The sequence below is a fragment of the Nocardiopsis sp. iso_238 genome, from assembly GCF_056173325.1.
This window is the reverse complement of sequence record NZ_CM149668.1, coordinates 1,354,425-1,373,073: the sequence shown is the minus strand read 5'-3', so window position 1 is coordinate 1,373,073 and position 18,649 is coordinate 1,354,425. Positions and strand designations below refer to the sequence as shown.

Annotated in this window: 17 protein-coding genes; 10 read left to right on the top strand and 7 right to left on the bottom strand. The window is 72.7% G+C overall.

The window, feature by feature from the left end:
• Position 1: 1 nt before the first annotated feature.
• Positions 2 to 1,507 carry an MFS transporter gene (locus AC0VYL_RS06120; protein WP_475482549.1) on the bottom strand — a complete coding sequence of 502 codons (1,506 nt, stop codon included), beginning with the start codon at positions 1,505 to 1,507 and terminating at the stop codon, positions 2 to 4.
• Between the two features lie 78 nt (positions 1,508 to 1,585).
• Between AC0VYL_RS06120 and AC0VYL_RS06115 the strand changes: the two genes are divergently transcribed.
• Positions 1,586 to 2,311, top strand: a complete 726-nt coding sequence (locus AC0VYL_RS06115) for a TetR/AcrR family transcriptional regulator (protein WP_475460176.1) — start codon at positions 1,586 to 1,588, stop codon at positions 2,309 to 2,311.
• Between the two features lie 101 nt (positions 2,312 to 2,412).
• Here AC0VYL_RS06115 and AC0VYL_RS06110 read toward each other — a convergent pair whose 3' ends face one another.
• From AC0VYL_RS06110 to AC0VYL_RS06100, 3 genes are all read right to left on the bottom strand, one after another.
• Positions 2,413 to 4,209: an alkyl/aryl-sulfatase gene (locus AC0VYL_RS06110; RefSeq protein WP_475482548.1), complete on the bottom strand. Its 1,797-nt coding sequence runs from the start codon at positions 4,207 to 4,209 to the stop codon at positions 2,413 to 2,415.
• Between the two features lie 127 nt (positions 4,210 to 4,336).
• Positions 4,337 to 4,822, bottom strand: a complete 486-nt coding sequence (locus AC0VYL_RS06105; RefSeq protein WP_475460172.1) for a DUF1269 domain-containing protein — start codon at positions 4,820 to 4,822, stop codon at positions 4,337 to 4,339.
• Positions 4,823 to 4,946: 124 nt separating this feature from the next.
• The gene (locus AC0VYL_RS06100; RefSeq protein WP_475482547.1) at positions 4,947 to 5,732 is read right to left on the bottom strand and encodes a class I SAM-dependent methyltransferase; all 786 of its coding nucleotides are present in this window, start codon (positions 5,730 to 5,732) and stop codon (positions 4,947 to 4,949) included.
• A 274-nt stretch (positions 5,733 to 6,006) separates the two neighbouring features.
• Here AC0VYL_RS06100 and AC0VYL_RS06095 point away from each other — a divergent pair, with 274 nt between their 5' ends.
• The 7 genes from AC0VYL_RS06095 to AC0VYL_RS06065 all read left to right on the top strand — a co-directional run bounded on the left by AC0VYL_RS06095 (position 6,007) and on the right by AC0VYL_RS06065 (position 13,965).
• The gene (locus AC0VYL_RS06095; protein WP_475460168.1) at positions 6,007 to 6,918 is read left to right on the top strand and encodes a TauD/TfdA dioxygenase family protein; all 912 of its coding nucleotides are present in this window, start codon (positions 6,007 to 6,009) and stop codon (positions 6,916 to 6,918) included.
• A gap of 98 nt (positions 6,919 to 7,016) precedes the next feature.
• Positions 7,017 to 8,099, top strand: a complete 1,083-nt coding sequence (locus AC0VYL_RS06090) for an ABC transporter substrate-binding protein (RefSeq protein WP_475460166.1) — start codon at positions 7,017 to 7,019, stop codon at positions 8,097 to 8,099.
• A complete protein-coding gene (locus AC0VYL_RS06085; protein WP_475460164.1) occupies positions 8,096 to 8,935 on the top strand; it encodes an ABC transporter ATP-binding protein in 840 nt (279 codons plus the stop codon). The genes AC0VYL_RS06090 and AC0VYL_RS06085 overlap by 4 nt, the downstream gene beginning before the upstream one ends.
• Positions 8,928 to 9,770 (top strand): ABC transporter permease, encoded by an 843-nt coding sequence (locus tag AC0VYL_RS06080; RefSeq protein ID WP_475482546.1) that lies wholly within the window; start codon positions 8,928 to 8,930, stop codon positions 9,768 to 9,770. Before AC0VYL_RS06085 ends, AC0VYL_RS06080 begins: the two co-directional genes overlap by 8 nt.
• A 490-nt stretch (positions 9,771 to 10,260) precedes the next feature.
• Complete coding sequence (locus tag AC0VYL_RS06075; protein ID WP_475460160.1) at positions 10,261 to 10,899, top strand: TetR/AcrR family transcriptional regulator; 639 nt, start codon at positions 10,261 to 10,263, stop codon at positions 10,897 to 10,899.
• The gene (locus AC0VYL_RS06070) at positions 10,896 to 13,127 is read left to right on the top strand and encodes a glycoside hydrolase family 3 C-terminal domain-containing protein (protein ID WP_475482545.1); all 2,232 of its coding nucleotides are present in this window, start codon (positions 10,896 to 10,898) and stop codon (positions 13,125 to 13,127) included. Before AC0VYL_RS06075 ends, AC0VYL_RS06070 begins: the two co-directional genes overlap by 4 nt.
• A 208-nt stretch (positions 13,128 to 13,335) precedes the next feature.
• Complete coding sequence (locus AC0VYL_RS06065; protein WP_475460156.1) at positions 13,336 to 13,965, top strand: hypothetical protein; 630 nt, start codon at positions 13,336 to 13,338, stop codon at positions 13,963 to 13,965.
• 11 nt (positions 13,966 to 13,976) lie between these two features.
• Here AC0VYL_RS06065 and AC0VYL_RS06060 read toward each other — a convergent pair whose 3' ends face one another.
• Positions 13,977 to 14,639 carry a response regulator gene (locus tag AC0VYL_RS06060; protein WP_475482544.1) on the bottom strand — a complete coding sequence of 221 codons (663 nt, stop codon included), beginning with the start codon at positions 14,637 to 14,639 and terminating at the stop codon, positions 13,977 to 13,979.
• Positions 14,636 to 15,871 (bottom strand): sensor histidine kinase, encoded by a 1,236-nt coding sequence (locus AC0VYL_RS06055; RefSeq protein WP_475482543.1) that lies wholly within the window; start codon positions 15,869 to 15,871, stop codon positions 14,636 to 14,638. The genes AC0VYL_RS06060 and AC0VYL_RS06055 overlap by 4 nt, the downstream gene beginning before the upstream one ends.
• 166 nt (positions 15,872 to 16,037) lie before the next feature.
• Here AC0VYL_RS06055 and AC0VYL_RS06050 point away from each other — a divergent pair, with 166 nt between their 5' ends.
• The gene (locus AC0VYL_RS06050) at positions 16,038 to 17,138 is read left to right on the top strand and encodes an ABC transporter permease (RefSeq protein WP_475482542.1); all 1,101 of its coding nucleotides are present in this window, start codon (positions 16,038 to 16,040) and stop codon (positions 17,136 to 17,138) included.
• On the top strand, positions 17,135 to 17,830 hold the full coding sequence (locus tag AC0VYL_RS06045; RefSeq protein WP_475460146.1) for an ABC transporter ATP-binding protein: 696 nt from the start codon (positions 17,135 to 17,137) through the stop codon (positions 17,828 to 17,830). Before AC0VYL_RS06050 ends, AC0VYL_RS06045 begins: the two co-directional genes overlap by 4 nt.
• Positions 17,831 to 17,836: 6 nt before the next feature.
• On the opposite strand, the gene AC0VYL_RS06040 is transcribed toward AC0VYL_RS06045, so the two are convergent.
• Positions 17,837 to 18,649: a putative hydro-lyase gene (locus AC0VYL_RS06040; RefSeq protein WP_475482541.1), complete on the bottom strand. Its 813-nt coding sequence runs from the start codon at positions 18,647 to 18,649 to the stop codon at positions 17,837 to 17,839.

The following is an 18,649-nucleotide window of genomic DNA, read 5'->3' as shown; positions in this document are numbered from 1 at the left end:
GTCACGTCCGGCGCAGGAGCACCATGAGTCCCAGGGCCAGGGCGAGCAACAGCCCGGACCCGACCAGCCCCGTGGCCGCCATGCCGGTCACGAACGCCTCCCGGGCCGCGACGGTGAGCTCCCGAGCGGCATGCGGCAGCTGTCCGGCGACGGCGAGGGCGGCACCCAGACTGGAGCCGATCACCTCCACCCCCTCGGCCGGGACGTCGCCCGGAAGCCGTTCCTCGACGGCGGAACGGTAGACGACCGCACTGACCGTGCCCAGGACCGCGATCCCCAGCGCGGCGCCGAACTCGTTGGCCGTCTCCGACACCGCCGACGCCGCGCCCGCGCGATCCGGGCTGACCGCCGCGACCACCACGTCCACCGCCAGCGCGATGACCGGGCCGACCCCCATTCCCACCAGCGCGGATCCCAACAGGACCCACCAGGTGGGCGGATCGGTGGGAGCGAGCCCGAGCAGCAGCATCCCCCCGGCCGAGACCAGGGCGCCCGTCACGAACACGACCCGGTGCCCCCACCTGCGGGCCGCGCCCGCGGAGAGCGCGGAGTTCACCGCCACCGCCGCCAGGACGGGAAGCAGCAGCAGGGCGGCGCGCAGTGGGGAGAACCCCTGGACCAGTTGGAGGAACTGGGCGGTGTGGAGCATCATGCCGACCAGGGAGAACATCATGAGGGCACCGGCGAGCACCGCCCCGGTGAAGCGACGGTTGGTGAACAGGGACACGTCCACCAGAGGGACCGGGAGCCGCCGCTGGCGCCGGACGAACAGGGCCCCGCCGAGCAGACCGGCCGCCAGCGCCGCCCCGCTGGCCGGGGTCACGGCGAGCTCCTCGGCGACGGTCTTCACCGCCCACACCACCGGCAGGACGGTGACGAAGGAGAGCACGACGCTCAGCGAGTCGAGGGGGGCGGGGCGCTCGGCCCGGTACTCGGGCAGCACCAGCGCGCCAACCGCCATCAGCGCGAGGATGACGGGGACGTTGACCAGGAAGACCGACCCCCAGTCGAAGAACTCCAGGAGGCCGCCGCCGACGATCGGGCCGAGCGCCGCTCCCCCGGCGAAGCCCGCCGTCCACAGCCCGATGGCCCAGGTGCGCTCGGCGGGGTCCGTGAAGACGTTGCGGATCAGCGCGAGCGTGGACGGCATGAGGGTGGCTCCGCCGACACCCATGAGGGCCCGGGCCAGGATCAGGGCCTCGGGCGAGGTCGCGAGGGCGGCGGCGAGGGACGCGGCTCCGAAGAGCGCGGACCCGATCAGCAGCAGGCGCCGCCTCCCGATCCGGTCACCGACGTTGCCCGCCGTGATGAGGAGTCCGGCGAGGAGGAAGCCGTAGGCGTCGAGGATCCACAGGGTCTGACCCGTGGTCGGCGCCAGGTCCTCGGTGATGGCGGGGACGGCCATGTAGAGGATCGAGATGTCCATCGAGGTGAGCAGGACAGGGGCGACGAGGACGCCCAGGGCGAGCCATCGTCGGGGATGGGTACGGCTGGTCTGCGCGGTCATGACGGTCCCGTGTGGTCGAGGAAGGGGTGGTGAGTACGGTGTACGCATCAGGTGGGTACACCGTACGCAAGTGTTAGCGTGACCGCAACGGCGAACCGGGTGGTGAGTGTGGCGGGACAGACCCTGAGCAGGGAACGCATCGTCGAGGCCGCGATCGGACTCGCTGACTCCGAGGGCCTGGACTCGGTGTCCATGCGCCGTGTCGCCACACTGCTCGGCGCGGGGACGATGTCGCTCTACCGGCACGTCTCCGACAAGGAGGAGCTGCTCCGGGAGATGATCGACTCCCTCCACTCCCGCCACGCCTACCCCGACCCCGGCGACCTGGGCTGGCGCGCGCGGATGCGCCTGCTCGCCCGGCAGGACTGGGAGATGTACACGGCGCATCCCTGGCTGCTCACCGCCACCGCCACCCTGGCCCCGCCCGCGGGCCCGCACATGCTCGCGTCGATGGAGTGGGCACTGACCGCCCTGGAACCGCTCCAACTCACTCCGGAGCAGGCCGGGCGGGCCATCATGGCGGTCACGCACTACCTCCAGGGCAGCGCGCGCCTGGCGTCGCACGCCCGGGACAGCGGAGACGGCGCGCCCGGCGCCCGCGGGACGGGCCCCGGCGAGGCCTGGCGCAGACGGCTCGGTGGCGACGACCTGTCCGCGTTCCCCCGGGTGGCCGCCCTGGTCGGCTCCGCCCCCGACCACGGGGACGACGAGGACGACGACTGGGTGATGACCGGCCTGGACATGGTCCTCGACGGGATCGCCGCCCAGTCCGGCGCGGCCCCCGCGGTGAACCCGGACCGCTGACCCGGGACCGGATCGGGATCGGGCCGGGATCAGCCGGGCCGGTCCCCTCCTCGGGCCGGGCTCGCCCTCGGGTCAGGCTCGTCCTCGGGCCGGTGCCGCGGTCAGGGGGTCACGATGTCGAAGGAGGGGTCGGGCCGGTCCAGCAGGGCGATCAGCCGGTCCAGCAGCTCCCCGTCCCCCGCGAACGCCATGCCCTCGGTCCCCTTTCCCGCGAGCAGCCGCAGCAGGCGGAACTTGTTCAGGGTCACGGTGAGGCCCGGTTCTCCCCGGCGCGGCTTCTCCCGAGTGGTGAGGGCTCCGTTGGAGAGCGTCGTCCGGAACGTGGTGTCCAGGTCGGTGAACACCCAGTCGATCACGAACCGCTCGTCCCAGGCCCTCGGGCCGTTGACCCGGATCGCCACCGACTCGAAGAGCTGGTCCACCGATAGCGCGGCCGCCATGCCCGTGCCCAGGTTCGACGGGAGCTCCGGTTTGCCCCGCCGCAGCTCGGCCGCGCCCTGGAGGTAGAAGTTGCGCCAGGTGCCGTTCTCCGCGCCGAACCCCAGCCGCTCGTACACCCCGGCCAGGGCGGCCCGCGCCCGGCCGTGCTCCGGGTCCGCGAACACGGCGTGGTTGAGCAGTGTGGCGGCGAACCTCAGGTCGCCCCGGTCCCGGTACTCGTCCGCCCGGAGCACCACCTCGTCCACACCGCCCATGCAGTCCACGTACCGCCGCGCCGCCTCCTCCGGCGGGTGCTCCCACAGGTGGGCGGGGTTGCCGTCGAACCAGCCCATGTAGCGCTGGTAGATCGCCTTCACGTTGTGGCTGACCGACCCGTAGTACCCCCGTGTGTGCCACTCCCGCTCCAGGCCGGGCGGCATCCTCAGGTGCTCCGCGATCTCCGCGCCGACGAAACCCTGGTTCATCAGGCGCAGCGTCTGGTCGTGCAGGTAGGCGTACAGGTCCCGCTGCTGGCGCAGGAGCGACACCAGGTTCTCGGTGCCCCAGGTGGGCCAGTGGTGGGAGGCGAACAGGACGTCCGACTCGTGCGCGAAGAGCTCGACGGACTCGTCCAGGTAGCGCGACCACACCCGGGCGTCCCGCACGGGGGCGCCGCGCAGGGTGAGGATGTTGTGCAGGTTGTGAGTGACGTTCTCCGCCATGCACAGGGCCCGGTGGTCGGGGAAGTAGAAGTTCATCTCCGTGGGCGCCTCGGTGCCGGGCGTCATCTGGAAGACGATCCGCACCCCGTCCACGACCTCCTCCTGGCCCGTGCGGGTGATCTCCCGGTTGGGCGCGATGAGGGTGACCGTGCCGACCGACCTGGTCTGGCCGAGCCCCACCCCGATCTGCCCCCGCGGCCCCGCCTCCAGGTGGGAACCGGTGTGGTACAGGTTGCGGCGGGCCATGGCGGGCCCGGCGTGCACGTTCTCCGCCACCGCGCTCTCCAGGAACCCGGCCGGGGCGAGGATGGGCACGGTGCCGTCGGTGACCCCGCCGACCCCGCCGAAGTGGTCCACGTGCGAGTGCGAGTAGATAACCCCGCTGACCGGGCGGTTCCCCCGGTGCTCCCGGTACAGCTCCAGTCCGGCGCGGGCCGGTTCGGCGGAGATGAGGGGGTCGATGACCAGGACGCCCTGGTCTCCCTCCACGAGGGTCATGTTCGACAGGTCCAGACCTCTGATCTGGTAGATCCCTTCGGTGACCTCGAACAGCCCCTGTTTGGCGCACAGCTGGGACTGGCGCCACAGACTCGGGTTGGCGGTGTCCGGGCACTCCGCGTCGAGGAAGGCGTAGGCGTAGGCGTCCCACACCACGCGGCCGTTCGCGTCCCGGATCTGGCCGGGTTCGAGGCGTGCGACCAGTCCGCGCTCGGCGTTGGCGAAGTCGTCGGAGTGCTCGGGTCCGTGACCGGTCATCGCTGCTCCTCGTCATAGGGACGGGGTTCGTCCGGGCGGTGCCACCCGTGCGGCCGCCGGTGCGGGTGGCCCGCACCGGCGGCGTGAGAGGGCTCGGGTCCCGTGTACGGGCCCGGCCGATGTGTTCCTACTGGCTCTGGAGGGCCTCGACGAGCTCCCGCTCGTTGTCCTTGGACAGGTTGGTCTGGATGACCGTGGGGTCCAGCTGACGGAAGGCGTCGACGACGCGGTCGATGGTGGCGTCGGCGGCGAGCAGGAAGACGGCGGCCCGCCCCTGCTGGAGCTCGGCGCCGATGTCCTTGATCATGTCGTCGTCGATCCCGACGTCGCTCAGCCTGCCCGCGATGGCGCCGGCGCCCGCGCCGACCGCCAGGCCGAGGAGCGGGTTGAGGAAGAGCAGGCCGATGAGAGTCCCCCACAGTGCGCCGCCCGCCGCGCCGTAGCCGGTGAGGTTGACGGTCTGGTGGATGCGGGGACGGCCCTTGCCGTCCTTGTAGGCGTAGGCGGCGTCCTCCAGCTGGAGAAGCTCCTGTTTGTTCAGGTCCGAGGCGATGTCGAGCGCCTTCTCGGCGGTGTCGCGGTCGGCCACCCCGAGTACGATCAGCTGCGCCATGGGTGCTGGTTCCCCCCGTCGTCGTTGACCGGCCCGCCGTCGGCGGGCCCGATCTGCGGGAGCGTTCCCCGGGGCGTCTCTGGCCAAGGCCAGCGGAAGGGAGCGATCCCGCAAAACCCCCGGGTCACTCGCGGCGGGCCACCACCAGCTGGGTGGTGTAGGGCATCTCGACACGGCCGTCGGGGAAGTGGCGTTCGGCCACGGCCGTGATCTCGGCTCGGGTGCGCTCCTCTCCGATCTCGCGGACGACGGCGGCCATCCTGCTGGAGGACAGTGCCATCCCCAGGTACTCGTCGGCGGCGAGCGCCCGTGTCCAGGAGTGCGTGTGTTCGGTCGCCCCGGTGAGCCCCCGGGCCTCGGACAGCTCCCGGACCAGGTCGTACCGGCGGTGGTGGCGGTCGTACCCGGGGGCGTACCGCTCCAGCAGACTCTCGTGGTCGTCGACGAACGCGCTGCCGGTGAGGTCGCGGTTGTTGTTGAGCACCGCGAGGGTGCCGCCGGGTACGAGCAGCCGTGCGGACTCCGCGAAGAAGGCCGGGCGGTCGAACCAGTGCACGGCCTGGGCGGTCAGGACCAGCACGGCGGAGCCGTCCGGGAAGGGGACGTCCTCGGCGGTGGCCCGCACGTACTCGACCCCGCCGCCCTCGGCCTCGGCGGTCCGGATCATGTCGTGGCCGGGCTCCACGCCGACCACCCGGGGCCGGGGGCCGAACAGGGCGCGCAGGGCGCGGGTGGAGATGCCGGTCCCCGCGCCGACGTCGAGCAGGAGCCAGGGGCTGGGCCAGGCGTCGGTGGCCCCGGCCTTCAGATGGTCGGCCAGGGCGCCGAGGATCGGCGCCGGGTAGTCGGGTCGGAAGGCCTGGTAGTTCCCGGAGAGCCCGGTGAAGGCCTGCGTTCGGTCGTCGCTCATCGGTGGCCCTCTCGTCGGGGTGTGGGGGTCGTACCGACCGTAGCGAAGCGTCGGCCGCCGTGCCCGACATGACGTTTCGGTGACCGGTGTGAACGGGGCCTGAACGGCCCTCCACCCTTTGTGACCTCCCCATCTGCATAATCATGGTTTTCCTACTGTTTTGGTTGACTTTGATCGCGCGGGCGCCCTACCTTCAAGTCACCCGCCGCGAACGGACCGCGACCGAACGCGTGAGGTGACCGCCGCGCACCCGCCGCCAGAACGGAGCACCAACGTGACCACCACCACGGACCTGTCCGTACGCCGCGTCGCCGGACGGATCGGGGCCGAGATCTCCGGCGTGGAGATCGGCCCCGGCCTCGACGAGGCCACCGTCGCTCGGATCCGCGAGACCCTGCTCGCGCACAAGGTGATCTTCTTCCGCGACCAGCACCACCTGACCGACGAGACCCAGGCCGGGTTCGCCTCCCTGCTCGGCCCGCTCACCACCCCGCACCCCACCACCGGCAGCGTGTTCGGCCGGGAGCACCACGTCCTGCCGATCGACTCCGAGCGCGGCAAGGCCAACAGCTGGCACACCGACGTCACCTTCGTCGACCGGCCCCCACAGGCCAGCGTGCTGCGCGCGATCCACCTGCCCCCGTACGGCGGGGACACCACCTGGGCCAACACCGTCACGGCCTACCAGGACCTCCCCGAACCCCTGCGGGCGCTCGCGGACGGCCTCCGGGCGGTGCACACCAACGACTACGACTACGCGGCCTCCACCCCCAGGACCGAGGTCGGCGGCGAGCTGAGGAAGTACCGCGAGCAGTTCGTCTCCACGCTCTACCGGACCGAGCACCCCGTGGTGCGCGTCCACCCGGAGACCGGCGAGCGGGCACTGTTCCTCGGCCACTTCGCCCAGCACTTCTCCGGGCTGAGCAGCCGGGACTTCACCGCCCTCTTCGACCTCCTCCAGCAGCGGGTCACCCGCCCGGAGAACACCGTGCGGTGGAGCTGGCGCGAGGGCGACGTGGCGGTGTGGGACAACCGCGCCACCCAGCACTACGCGGTGGCCGACTACGACGACGAGGCCCGACGCCTGCACCGGATCACCGTGGGCGGCGACGTCCCGAAGGGGGTCGACGGCAGTCCCAGCCGGTCCCTGGTGGGCGACTCCAGCGAGTACACCCCGGCGGTCTGACCCCACGGGCCCGGGTGCGGGCCCGCCCCACGGCAGCACACCCCCTCGACGACGGCGGGTCGCACCACGCGCGACCCGTCGTCCTCCGGAGCCCACACATGCACTCACGACGCGACATCCTGCGCTACACCGCCTCGGCGGGGGCCGTCCTCCCCCTCGCGGCCGCCTGCGGCACCTCGGAGCGTTCCGCCGGAGACCCGGACGCGACCGTCGTGCGCTACCAGGGGGCCGCCGGTTCGGTGGTCTTCCCCGAGCTGGCCGCCGACCTCGGCTACCTGGACGGCATCGAACTGGAGTGGATCGGGGACACCACCAGCGGCCCCCAGGACATCCAGGCCGTGGCCACCGGCGACACCGACATCGGCGGGGCCTTCAACGGGGCGATCGCCAAACTGGTCGCGGCCGGGTCCCCGATCACCTCGGTCGTCTCCTACTACGGATCCGACGAGGAGTCGTTCAGCGGCTACTACGTCCTGGAGGACAGCGACATCACCCGGGCCCGGGACCTGGTCGGCCGGAAGGTCGCGATGAACACCCTGGGCGCCCACCACGAGTTCGTGGTCCGCGAGTGGCTGGAGCGGGAGGGACTGGGCGAGGACGAGATCGCACGGGTGGAGCTCACCGTCGTGCCGCCCGCCAACACCGAGCAGTCCCTGCGCGCCGGCCAGGTCCACGCGGCGACGCTCGGGGGCATCCTGCGCGAGACCGCCGTCGAGCGCGGCGGCATCCGTCCCCTCTTCACCGACGAGGGCCTGTACGGGAGGTTCAGCTACGGGTCCCTGGTCCTGCGTGACGAGTTCGTCGAGGAGAACCCCGACGCCACCCTCTCCCTGGTCAGCGGGATCGCCCGGGCCGTCCGCTGGTCACAGGTCACTCCGCGCGAGGAGGTGGTGGACCGGTTCGCGGCCATCGTCGAGGGGCGCGGCCGCAACGAGTCCTCCGAGGTCGTCCGGTACTGGAGGAGCAGCGGTGTGGCCGGTCCCGGCGGGGTCGTCGCGGAGGAGGAGTTCGCGATCTGGCTGGAGTGGCTGCACCGCAACGGAGAGCTGCCCGAGGGCTCGGTCGAGGCCTCGGACCTGTACACCAACGAGTTCAACCCGTTCCACAACGGCACCTTCCCCGAGGACTCGGGCCCCGACGGCGAGCCCGTGGGCGGCCCCACCGAGAGCGAGGACGCATGAGCGAGCACCCCAGGCTGCGGCTGGACGGGGTCCGGCAGACCTTCCCCGTGCGCGATTCCCGGGGGCGGCCGGGACCTCCCCTGACCGCCCTCGACGACGTCACCCTGGACGTCGGGGCCGGGGAGTTCCTCACCCTGGTCGGCCCCAGCGGCTGCGGCAAGTCCACCCTGCTGGACCTGTTGGGCGGGCTCGCGAGGCCCACCGGCGGACGCATCCTGCTCGACGGCCGCCCGGTGGAGGGACCCGGGCTCGACCGGGGCCTGGTGTTCCAGCAGTACGCCCTGCTGCCCTGGCGCACCGCCCTGGACAACGTGGCGTTCGGTCTGGAGGCCAAGGGGCTGCCCCGGTCACTGCGGGCCGCCCGAGCCCGCGAGTACCTGTCGCTGGTGGGTCTGGAGGGGTTCGCGGACCGCTACCCGCACGAGCTCTCCGGCGGGATGCGGCAGCGGGTGGCGATCGCCCGCAGCCTGGCGTTCGACCCCGAGGTGCTGCTGATGGACGAGCCGTTCGCGGCGCTGGACGCCCAGACGCGCGAGTCGCTCCAGGACGAGCTCCGAGCCATCTGGCTGCGCACCGGCAAGACCGTCCTGTTCATCACGCACGGGATAGACGAGGCCGTCTACCTGGGGCAACGGGTGGCCGTGATGACGTCGCGGCCGGGGCGGATCAAGAGCGTGATCGACGTCGACCTGGACCGGGAGGCCAGTGGGGACCCGCGTTCGGACCCGGCCTTCGCCCGGTACCGGAACCGGGTCTGGCAGGAGCTCCACGACGAGGTGGCGCTGGCGCAGAGGTCCGAGTTCGCACCCGTACCGTCGGAGGCCGACCGTGGCTGACACCCTCACCCGCACCACCGCTCCCCCGGTTCCCACGGGCGGCCCTCCCACGGCCGGGGCCGGGCGCCCGGTGCTGGCGGTCGGCTGGCTCTGGTTCAGGCGTTCGGCCGCGATCGTCGCGTTCCTCCTCCTCTGGGAGGCGGCACCGCGTGTGGGCCTGGTGGACCGGGTGTTCCTGCCCCCGTTCTCGGAGGTCCTCGCGGCCACCGCCGACCTGGCCGCCAGCGGACAGCTGTGGGCGCACGTCTCCGCGAGCCTGTCCCGCGCGCTGGCCGGGTTCGCCATCGCGGTGTCCGTGGCGGTGCCGTTGGGTCTGCTGATCTCCTGGTACCGGCCGGTGTCGGACTTCCTGCTGCCCGTCCTGGAGCTGTTCCGCAACACGGCTGCGCTGGCGCTGCTCCCGGTGTTCGTGCTGATCCTGGGGATCGGTGAGGCGTCCAAGATTGCGCTGGTGGTGTTCGCCTGCACCTTCCCGATCCTGCTCAGCACGGTGACCGGGGTGCGGACGGTGGACCCGCTGCTGGTGAAGGCGGCGGTGTCACTCGGTTTCGGACCGCTCGCCCTCTTCCGGAAGGTGATCGTGCCCGCCGCCGTGCCGTCGATCTTCACCGGGGTCCGCATGGCCGGGGCGGCGTCGATCCTGGTGCTGGTCGCCGCCGAGATGGTGGGCGCCCAGTCGGGGCTGGGATACCTGATCAACGCCTCGCAGCTCAACTTCCAGATCCACGACATGTACGCGGGCATCCTGTCCATCGCGCTGCTGGGTGTGGCGCTCAACGGCGCGCTGGTCGTCCTGGAGCGCCGGTGGTCCCGGTGGCGGACGACGGCCGGGTGAGACCGGCCGTCCCGGTTGTCCACAGGCGGAGAACCGGGGGTGGCGGGCGCGGCCCCTTCCTGGTGTGCTGGAACGGAATCCCCGATCCAGGACACCAGGGAGGGGCCCGATGCGTTCGGCCACCGTCCAGGAGCCCGTCAACGCTCACCGCCGCCTTCCGGGAACCGACCGGCTCCCCTGCCCTCCCCCTGTCAGCGGGAGTACGCCACCGGTGCGCCGTCGGGGCGGCGCACCGGTCCTCCGCCCCCACGGGGCCGGGAGGGCCGGGAGGGCCGGGGCGCACGATCCGCGGCGACCGGGATCGCACCGACGGGGACCTGTGTGCCTTGTGCCACAAATTAACCAACTGGTAGATTCCGAACCGTCCGCCGCGCGGCTCGGCGGGCGCGTACCGCGGGAACGAGGGAGCGGAACCGTAGTCTCGGAGCGACCCAGGCCTTCGTCGCCACGGCGGGCCCGTGGCGACGACCAACCGCGAGGAGACCGTCCCGTGGCGGACGCAGACCACACCCGACCGAGCAAGGGCGAGCGCACCAGGCGGCGCATCATCGACTCCGCCTCGGAACTGTTCTCGCGGTCGGGCTACCGGGCGGTGTCACTGCGCGACATCGCGGCGCACGCCGGGATCACCCACGCGGGCGCGCTACACCACTTCCCCAACAAGGAAGCCATGCTCATACACGTCCTGAGCAGGCGTGACGAGGTGGACGCTCCGCTGGTCCTCAGCGACGGCCTGAGCCACCGGGAGCTCATCGACAACATCGTGCGGATCGTGGAGCGCAACACGGGCACGCCCGGGATGGTCTCGCTCTACGTCAACCTGTCGGCCGAGGCCACCGACCCGACGCACCCCGCTCACGAGTACTTCGTCCGCCGGTACCGCGTCCTGCGCGAACACCTCACCACGGCCTTCGCCGGACTCCTCGGCGACCGTCCGCACCCCGCACCGGAGACCGCCGCGCAGCAGTTCCTGGCGCTCCAGGACGGACTCCAGGTCCAGTGGCTCCTCGACCCGGACTCCGTCGACATGCGGACCGCGGTCGCCTCCTTCCTCGGGAGCCTCGGGATCACCGTCCCCGACCCGCCCCCAGCGAGCAGCACCGACCCCACGGGAGACAGGCCCACATGAACACAGACCCACGCCCCGACCTCACGGCGAAGGCCTCGGCCACCTCCGGCTCCGACACCTGGCACAGCACCGGCGTGGCGGGCGTGCTGCGCCCCCTCCACCTCGCGGACGGCCCGCACGGGCTGCGGTACCAGCCCGAGGAGGGCGACCACCTCGGCATCGGCGGCAGCGTCCCGGCGACCTGTTTCCCGCCCGCCGTCGGCCTGGGCGCGACCTGGAACCCGGACCTCGTGCGCCGGGTCGGCGCGGCGCTCGGCGGGGAGGCCAGCGCGCAGGGCGTGGACGTGGTCCTGGGCCCGGGCATGAACATCAAGCGGTCGCCGCTGTGCGGCCGCAACTTCGAGTACGTCTCCGAGGACCCCCACGTCACGGCGCGCATCGCCGCCGCCCTCGTCACCGGCGTCCAGTCACAGGGGGTCGGCGCGTGCGTGAAGCACTTCGCCGCCAACAACCAGGAGACCGACCGGCACCGGGTCAGCGCCGAGGTGGACGACCGCACCCTGCGGGAGATCTACCTGTCCGCCTTCGAGGAGGTCGTCCGCACCACCGCGCCCGCCATGGTGATGAGCTCCTACAACCGGCTCAACGGGGTGTACACCAGCCAGGACCCGTGGCTGCTCACCGAACTCCTCCGGGAGGAATGGGGGTTCGAGGGCGTGGTGGTCTCCGACTGGGGCGCCGTCGTGGACCGGGTCGCCGCCGTCCGCGCCGGGCTCGACCTGGAGATGCCGCCGAGCGGGACCGACCGGGTCGTGGTGGAGGCGGTGGAGCGGGGCGATCTGGACGAGTCCGTGCTGGACACCGTGGTGGCGCGGCTGAGGCGGTTGCAGGACCGGGTGTCCGCCGACACCTCGCGCCCGCTGGAGCACGAGGCCAACGACGCCCTGGCACGCGAGGCCGCGCGTGAGGCGCTGGTCCTGCTGAAGAACGAGGGCGGCGTACTGCCGCTGGCGGCGGACCGTTCGGTGGCGCTGATCGGGGAGTTCGCGCGGACGCCCCGGTACCAGGGCGGCGGTTCCTCCCGCGTGGTGCCGACCAGGGTGCACACCGCGCTGGAGGAGTTCGGGCGCGCGCTCGACGAAGTGCGGTTCGCCCCCGGCTTCACCCTGGACGGGACCGACGACCCCGCGCTGGTCGAGGAGGCCGTCGCGGCGGCGCGCGAGGCGGACACGGCGGTGCTCTTCCTCGGACTGCCGGACGCCGCGGAGTCCGAGGGGTACGACCGCACCACCATCAGCCTGCCCGAGTCCCAGCTGGACCTGCTCGCGCGGGTGCGCGAGGTCAGCGACCGCGTGGTGGTCGTGCTGTCCAACGGCGGTGTCGTGTCGGTGTCCGAGTGGCAGGATCTGGCCGACGCCGTGGTGGAGGGCTGGTTGCTCGGCCAGGCGGGCGGAGCCGCCGTCGTGGACGTGCTGACCGGGGTCGTGTCCCCCTCCGGAAGACTCACCGAGACGATCCCCGTCCGGCTGAGCGACCACGCCACCTACCTGAACTTCCCCGGCGAGCACGGCGTGGTCCGCCACGGTGAGGGCGTGTTCGTCGGCTACCGCCACTTCGACACCCTGGACATACCGGTGGCCTACCCCTTCGGTCACGGTCTCACCTACACGGCCTTCGCGTACTCCGGGCTGGAGGTGGCCCCGGACGGCAACGGCGGGTGGACGGTGTCGTTCACCGTGACCAACACCGGTGACCGCGCCGGACGGGAGGTCGCCCAGCTGTACGCGGGGGTCGAGCAGGACCGCCCGACCCGGCCGCGGCACGAGCTGCGCGGCTTCGCGAAGGTGGCGCTGGAACCCGGCGAGAGCGCCCGGATCGAGCTCCCGCTGACCGGCCGCGACCTGTCCGTCTGGGACCCCCGGGACCGGCGCTGGTCCCTGGCGGCCGGCACCTACACCGTCTCCGTCGGGGCGTCCTCCCGCGACCTGCCGCTGCGCGGGGAGATCACCACCGAGGGCGACCGGTACGTGCGCCCGCTGACCAAGCACTGCACCGTGGGCGAGTGGCGCTCGCACCCCGTCGGCGGGCCGGTCATCGAGGAGATCATCGCGACGTTCCCCGGGCTCGACGACCTCCCCCCGGAGATGCTGGAGATGGCGGTTTCCCTGCCGGTCCTCACCCTGCGCACCTTCGGCCTGGGCGTCACCGAGGAGATGCTGGACCTGCTGGTGGACGACGTCGAGGCCCGGAGACGGGCGGCCGTCGACCGGGGAGAGTTCACCGGCTGACACGGGGCGGCGTGCTCGCGGCGGACGTCGTCCACACGCCCGTCCGGCGGGTTCGAGGAGTACGTCGCCGGGGCCGCCCGATCCGGGCCCGGGAGGGGAAGGGACGCGGGATCGACCCGTCCGGGCGGGTGCGCCCGGACGGAAACGGGTAACGGGGAAGGTGGGCCCAGGCCCTGCCCCCTCCCTCCTCACCCCCCAGGAGTCACCCTTGAAGCTGTACGCCGACGCCCCGGTGCGCGCCGTCCTCCAACTGGTCTCGGACCTGTTCGCCCTGGCCTGGGCGGGCGCGTGGGTCTACGCGGCCCTGTCCCTGCGCGAGGTCCTGCTCGCCCTGCACCACTCCGGCGAGCTCGTGACCAGCACCGGGAAGGGGTTCACCGAGCACATGGGCACGGCCGCCGAGAACGTCCAGCAGGTCCCCTTCGCCGGGGAGGCGCTGGCCACGCCCTTCGTCAACCTCAGTGAGTCGGGGGCCTCGCTCAGTGCGGCGGGGGACTCCTTCCAGGAGACCGTGGCCTCGCTCGCCGTCACCCTCCCGCTGCTCGTGGCGGCGATCCCGCTCTACCTCATCGCCACGACCTGGCTGCCCATGCGCGCCCGGTGGATCCGCCGGGCCACGGGCACGAGGCGTCTCGACGCGATGGCCCCGGAGGCGCGGACCCGGCTCCTGGCGCTGCGCGCCCTGAACTCGGCCTCCGGCAAGGGGCTCCTGGAGGTGCACGACGACCCCGCCGGGGCCTGGGAGGAGAACGACCGGGCGGCGGTGGCCGGGTTGGCCGCGCTGGAACTGCGCCGTCTGGGGTTGCGCCCGGCGGCCTCACCGGCGAGGACGGCCTGACCGCGGGCGCCTCAGTCGACCCGGATGATCCCCCGCCGCAGCGCCGTCGTGATCGCGGCGGTGCGGTTGTCCACCCCGAGCTTGTCGAACACGTGGACCAGGTGGGTCTTGACCGTCGCCTCGCTGATGAACAGCTCCCGGGAGATCGCCCGGTTGGACAGGCCCCGGGCGAGCAGACCCAGGATCTCCAGCTCGCGCCCGCTCAACGCGGGGCCCGGTGAACGCAGCCGGTCCATGAGGCGGTTGGCGACGTCGGGGGCGAGCGCGGTCTGACCGCGCGCCGCCGTGTGCACGGCCTCGCACAGCTGGTCCGGCGGGGCGTCCTTGAGCATGTAGCCGGTGGCTCCCGCCTCGACGGCGGCGAGGATGTCGGCGTCGGTGTCATAGGTGGTGAGCACGAGGACCGGCGGCGGGGTGTCGAGCCCGGTGATGCGCCGGATCGCGGTGACGCCGTCCATCCCCGTCCCCATGCGCAGGTCCATGAGGACGACGTCCACCTCCGTCACGGGGTCCCCGGCGAGCACGTCCAGGGCGGCCCGGCCGTCGGCGGCCTCGGCCACCACGTCCATGTCGGGTCGCTCCGCGAACATCGCCTTGAGCCCGTGCCGCACGACGGGGTGGTCGTCCACCAGGAGGATGCGCAGCGCGCGGCCCCGCTCGACCGGTCCGGTCACGGTGACTCCTTCCGGGTCAGGGGCAGCCGGACGGCGACGGCGGTGCCCTCGCCCGGGGCCGACTCCACCTCCAGGTCTCCGCCCAGGGCCGCCAGGCGCTGCCTCAGCGCGGTGATCCCGTAGCCGGTTCCGTCCTCACGGGGGCGGAGCGCTCCGGGCGCGAAGCCCCGGCCGTCGTCGTACACGTCCAGGGTGACCTCCCCCTCCAGGTAGCCGAGGGTGACGACGGCGGTGGTGGCGCGGGCGTGCGCGGTGACGTTGGCCAGGCTCGACTGCGCGGCGCGCAGGAGCGCCACCTCGAAGCCCGCGGGGAGCTCGGTGGGGGTGCCGTCGGTACGGAACCGGCAGTCGATCCCGTCGGCGCGGCCCACCCGCTCGCAGAGGCGCCGCAGTGCCTCGGGCAGGTTGGCGCCGGTGAGTGAGGGCGGGGCCAGGTCGCGGACGAACCCCCGCGCCTCCGCGAGGTTGGCGGAGGCGCTCTCCCTGGCCTCGGCCACACGGGTGGCGGCGAGTCCCGGGTCCCTCGGCAGGGCGTTCTCCGCCGAGCGCAGCAGCAGGACGATGCTGGACAACCCCTGGGCGAGGGTGTCGTGGATCTCCCGGGCCAGGCGTTCGCGTTCGTCGAGCACGCCCGTGCGCCGCTGGTAGGCGGCGAGTTCGCCGCGCGTGCGGGTGAGCGCGTCGATGAGCTCCCGGTGCCGTTCGCCCTCGCGTCGCAGCGCCGTGTACCCGGCCGCGATCGCCACCGCGAAGACCGCGCCGAGCACGGGCCCGAGGACCATCCCCGCGGTCATGTCACCGGTGTGCAGGGACTGGCCGAGGACCACCGCGGCCGTGATGACGACGACCGCCAGCACCGAGTGCAGGCCGCGTAGGAGGTGGAGGTGCAGGAAGTAGAGCGGGAAGGCCAGCCACACGAAGTCCTGTCCGGCCCAGACCAGTGCGAACCACAGCAGCGTGACGGCCGCGAGCCACACGAGGGAGCGGGTCCGGTGGAGGTCGTGGCGGGCGGCCAGCGCCCCGGCGCAGTAGACGGCCCCGAGCAGTACGGCACCGCCCAACACGGTCCAGTGCACGCCCTGGGACTGGTGGTCACCGAGGTGGGTGAGCGCGTACCGCGTGGTGCCGACCCCGAGCAGGAACAGGAAGCAGGCGTGCAGGAGCAGACGCAGCGCCTGGAGCACCGTCGTCACTCCGGGCAGTTCGGGCGCCCACCCTCCGCTGTTCCGCATCAGTGCAGCGTACGCCGGTGGGGACGGCGACGGCATCCATCGTTCGATGGATGCGTGCCTCCACCCGGAGCCCCCGGGGAAGGCTCCGTTCGCCCGATGCCGACGCCCCCGGCCGCCGGGGAGGCTGGAGCCACGGAACAACCGAGCTACCGGAAAGGGGGCCGTCGTGTTCGTCGCCCTTCGGGACATCCGTTTCGCCAAGGGCAGGTTCGCGCTGATGGGCTCCGTCGTCGCCCTGATCACCCTGCTGATCGTCCTGTTGTCGGGACTCACGGCGGGGCTGGCCGACCAGTCCACGTCAGCGGTCAGGAACCTGCCCGCCAGTCATGTCGCCTTCGGGACCTCCGGGGAGGGCGCGCCGGAGGAGTCCTTCGCCGACAGCACCGTCACCCGGGACCAGCTCGACGCCTGGTCCGGCACCGAGGGGGTGGAGTGGGCCGAGCCGCTGGGGATCACCCAGAGCCGGGTCGAACTGGGCGGCGGCGACGGCACCGCCGCCGTGCTGTTCGGTGTGTCGGCCGACGGCCCGTTGGCCCCCGAGGGACTGGGGACCGGCGCCCGCCTGGTGGTGAGCGAGGAGATCACCGAGGAGTTCGGGGTCTCCGTGGGAGACACCGTGTCCGTCGCCGGAACCGACCTGGTGGTGGGGGCGGTCGCTCCCACCGAGCACTACAGCCACGTGCCGGTGGTGTGGACCGACATCGGGGTCTGGCGCGGGATCGACCCCCGGGTACGGCACGCGGAGGGCGCGGACGCGCCGGTCGCCAACGTGGTCGCCGCGCGCACGGGTTCGGGGGCTGGCGCCCCCGAGCGGGCGGACGAGGCGGCCGACACCGTGTCCGCCACCCTGTCCGACAGCCTGCGCGCGATCGGCTCCTTCTCCTCCGAGAACGGATCGCTGGTCACCATGCAGGGGTTCCTGTACGCGATCTCCGCGCTGGTGATCGGCGCGTTCCTGACCGTGTGGACCATCCAGCGCAGCGGTGACATCGCGATCCTCAAGGCGCTGGGCGGCTCCACCCGGTACCTGGTTCGGGACGCCCTGGCCCAGGCCCTGATCGTGCTGCTCGTCGGCGCCGCCGCGGGCGGGGGTCTCGGGGTCGCGGTGGGGGCCCTGGCCGGTGCGGTCCTGCCGTTCTCCCTGACCGCCGCGACCACCCTCGGACCGATCGCCGCCATGGTCGTGCTGGGCATGCTCGGCGCGGTCCTGGCCGTCCGCCGCATCACCTCAGTCGACCCGTTGACCGCGCTGGGAGGCGTGCGATGAGCCTGGAACTGAACGACGTGACCCTGACCCACCCCGACGGCGACGGCGTGGTGACCGCCCTGGACCGTGTGTCGGTGCGGGTCGCCCCCGGTGAACTGGCGGCCGTGGTCGGCCCCTCCGGTTCGGGCAAGTCGAGCCTCCTCGCCGTGGCCGCCACCCTGATCAGGCCGGACTCCGGGCGGGTGGTGGTCGGCGGGGTCGAGACACTCGGCCTGCGCCCCCGGGAGCTGAGCGAGCTGCGGCTGGGCCGGGTGGGCATCGTCTTCCAGCAGCCCAACCTGATCGGTTCCCTCACCGCGGTGGAGCAGCTCATGGTGACCGAGCACATGCGCGCGCGTCCGGTGCGTGAGGCGCGCGGCCGGTCGGCGGAGACCCTGGCCGCGGTGGGGCTCTCCGGCAAGGAGCACCGGCGCCCGCACCAGCTGTCCGGAGGCGAGCGCCAGCGGGTGAACATCGCCCGTGCGCTGGCCGGTCGGCCGAGCGTCCTGCTGGTGGACGAGCCCACGGCGGCGCTGGACCACGAGCGGGGCGGCCGGATCATGGAACTGCTGGCCGAGGCGACCGGGACCTTCGACGTGGCGACCCTGCTGGTCACGCACGACACCGAGTACCTGGACGCGGCCGACCGGGTCCTGGAGATGCGCGACGGTCGGTTGCGCGCTCTGGCGGCCGACCGTCCGCGCGGGACCTGATCCCGGTCAGGGCACCTGGTACACGGTGTCCCGGACGTCGGTGACGGCCATGTGGCCGGGGGCGTGTCCGATGGCGAACTCGGGGGCGGACGCCGTCACCGCCGCCTGCGGGGTGACGCCGCAGGCCCAGAAGACCGGAACCTCGCCCTCGCGGACCTCCACGGGGTCGCCGTAGTCCGGCCGGTCCAGGTCGGTGATCCCCAGCGCGGCGGGATCGCCCACGTGGACCGGCGCCCCGTGTACGGCCGGGTAGCGGGAGGTGATCCGGACGGCGTCCGCGACCCGCCCGGCCGGGATCGGTCGCATGGACACCACGAGCGGCCCCGAGAGGCGGCCCGCCGGTCGGCACTCCCGGTTGGTCCGGTACATGGCGACGTTGCCGCCGGTCTCGATGTGGCGGACCGGCACACCCGCCTCCAGCAGCGGGGTCTCGAAGGTGAAGCTGCACCCGATCAGGAAGGACACCAGGTCCTCGCGCCACAGGTCGGTGACGTCGGTGCGTTCCTCCACGAACACGCCGTCGCGGTACACGCGGTAGGCGGGCAGGTCCGTGCGCAGGTCGCCGTCGAACACCGAGGCCGACACCTCGCCCGGCTCGGTCACGTCGAGGACCGGGCAGGCCTTGGGGTTGCGCTGGGCGAACAGCAGGAAGTCGAACGCGAGGTCACGCGGGAGCGAGATCAGGTTGGCCTGCGCGTACCCGGGGCTGTAGCCGGAGGTGGGCACGCGCAGTCCCCGCCGGAACAGGGCCCTGGCCTGGGCGGGAGAGAGGTCGGCCGGGGACGGCCCGTCGGTGCTGTGGTCGGGTTCGGGGTTCAT

Bases quoted from the DNA above. Each gene is read 5' to 3' on its own strand.
- AC0VYL_RS06120 (WP_475482549.1), bottom strand. From the start codon at position 1,507: ATGACCGCGCAGACCAGCCGTACCCATCCCCGACGATGGCTCGCCCTG.
- AC0VYL_RS06110 (WP_475482548.1), bottom strand. From the start codon at position 4,209: ATGACCGGTCACGGACCCGAGCACTCCGACGACTTCGCCAACGCCGAG.
- AC0VYL_RS06105 (WP_475460172.1), bottom strand. From the start codon at position 4,822: ATGGCGCAGCTGATCGTACTCGGGGTGGCCGACCGCGACACCGCCGAG.
- AC0VYL_RS06100 (WP_475482547.1), bottom strand. From the start codon at position 5,732: ATGAGCGACGACCGAACGCAGGCCTTCACCGGGCTCTCCGGGAACTAC.
- AC0VYL_RS06090 (WP_475460166.1), top strand. From the start codon at position 7,017: ATGCACTCACGACGCGACATCCTGCGCTACACCGCCTCGGCGGGGGCC.
- AC0VYL_RS06085 (WP_475460164.1), top strand. From the start codon at position 8,096: ATGAGCGAGCACCCCAGGCTGCGGCTGGACGGGGTCCGGCAGACCTTC.
- AC0VYL_RS06070 (WP_475482545.1), top strand. From the start codon at position 10,896: ATGAACACAGACCCACGCCCCGACCTCACGGCGAAGGCCTCGGCCACC.
- AC0VYL_RS06055 (WP_475482543.1), bottom strand. From the start codon at position 15,871: ATGCGGAACAGCGGAGGGTGGGCGCCCGAACTGCCCGGAGTGACGACG.
- AC0VYL_RS06045 (WP_475460146.1), top strand. From the start codon at position 17,135: ATGAGCCTGGAACTGAACGACGTGACCCTGACCCACCCCGACGGCGAC.
- AC0VYL_RS06040 (WP_475482541.1), bottom strand. From the start codon at position 18,649: ATGAACCCCGAACCCGACCACAGCACCGACGGGCCGTCCCCGGCCGAC.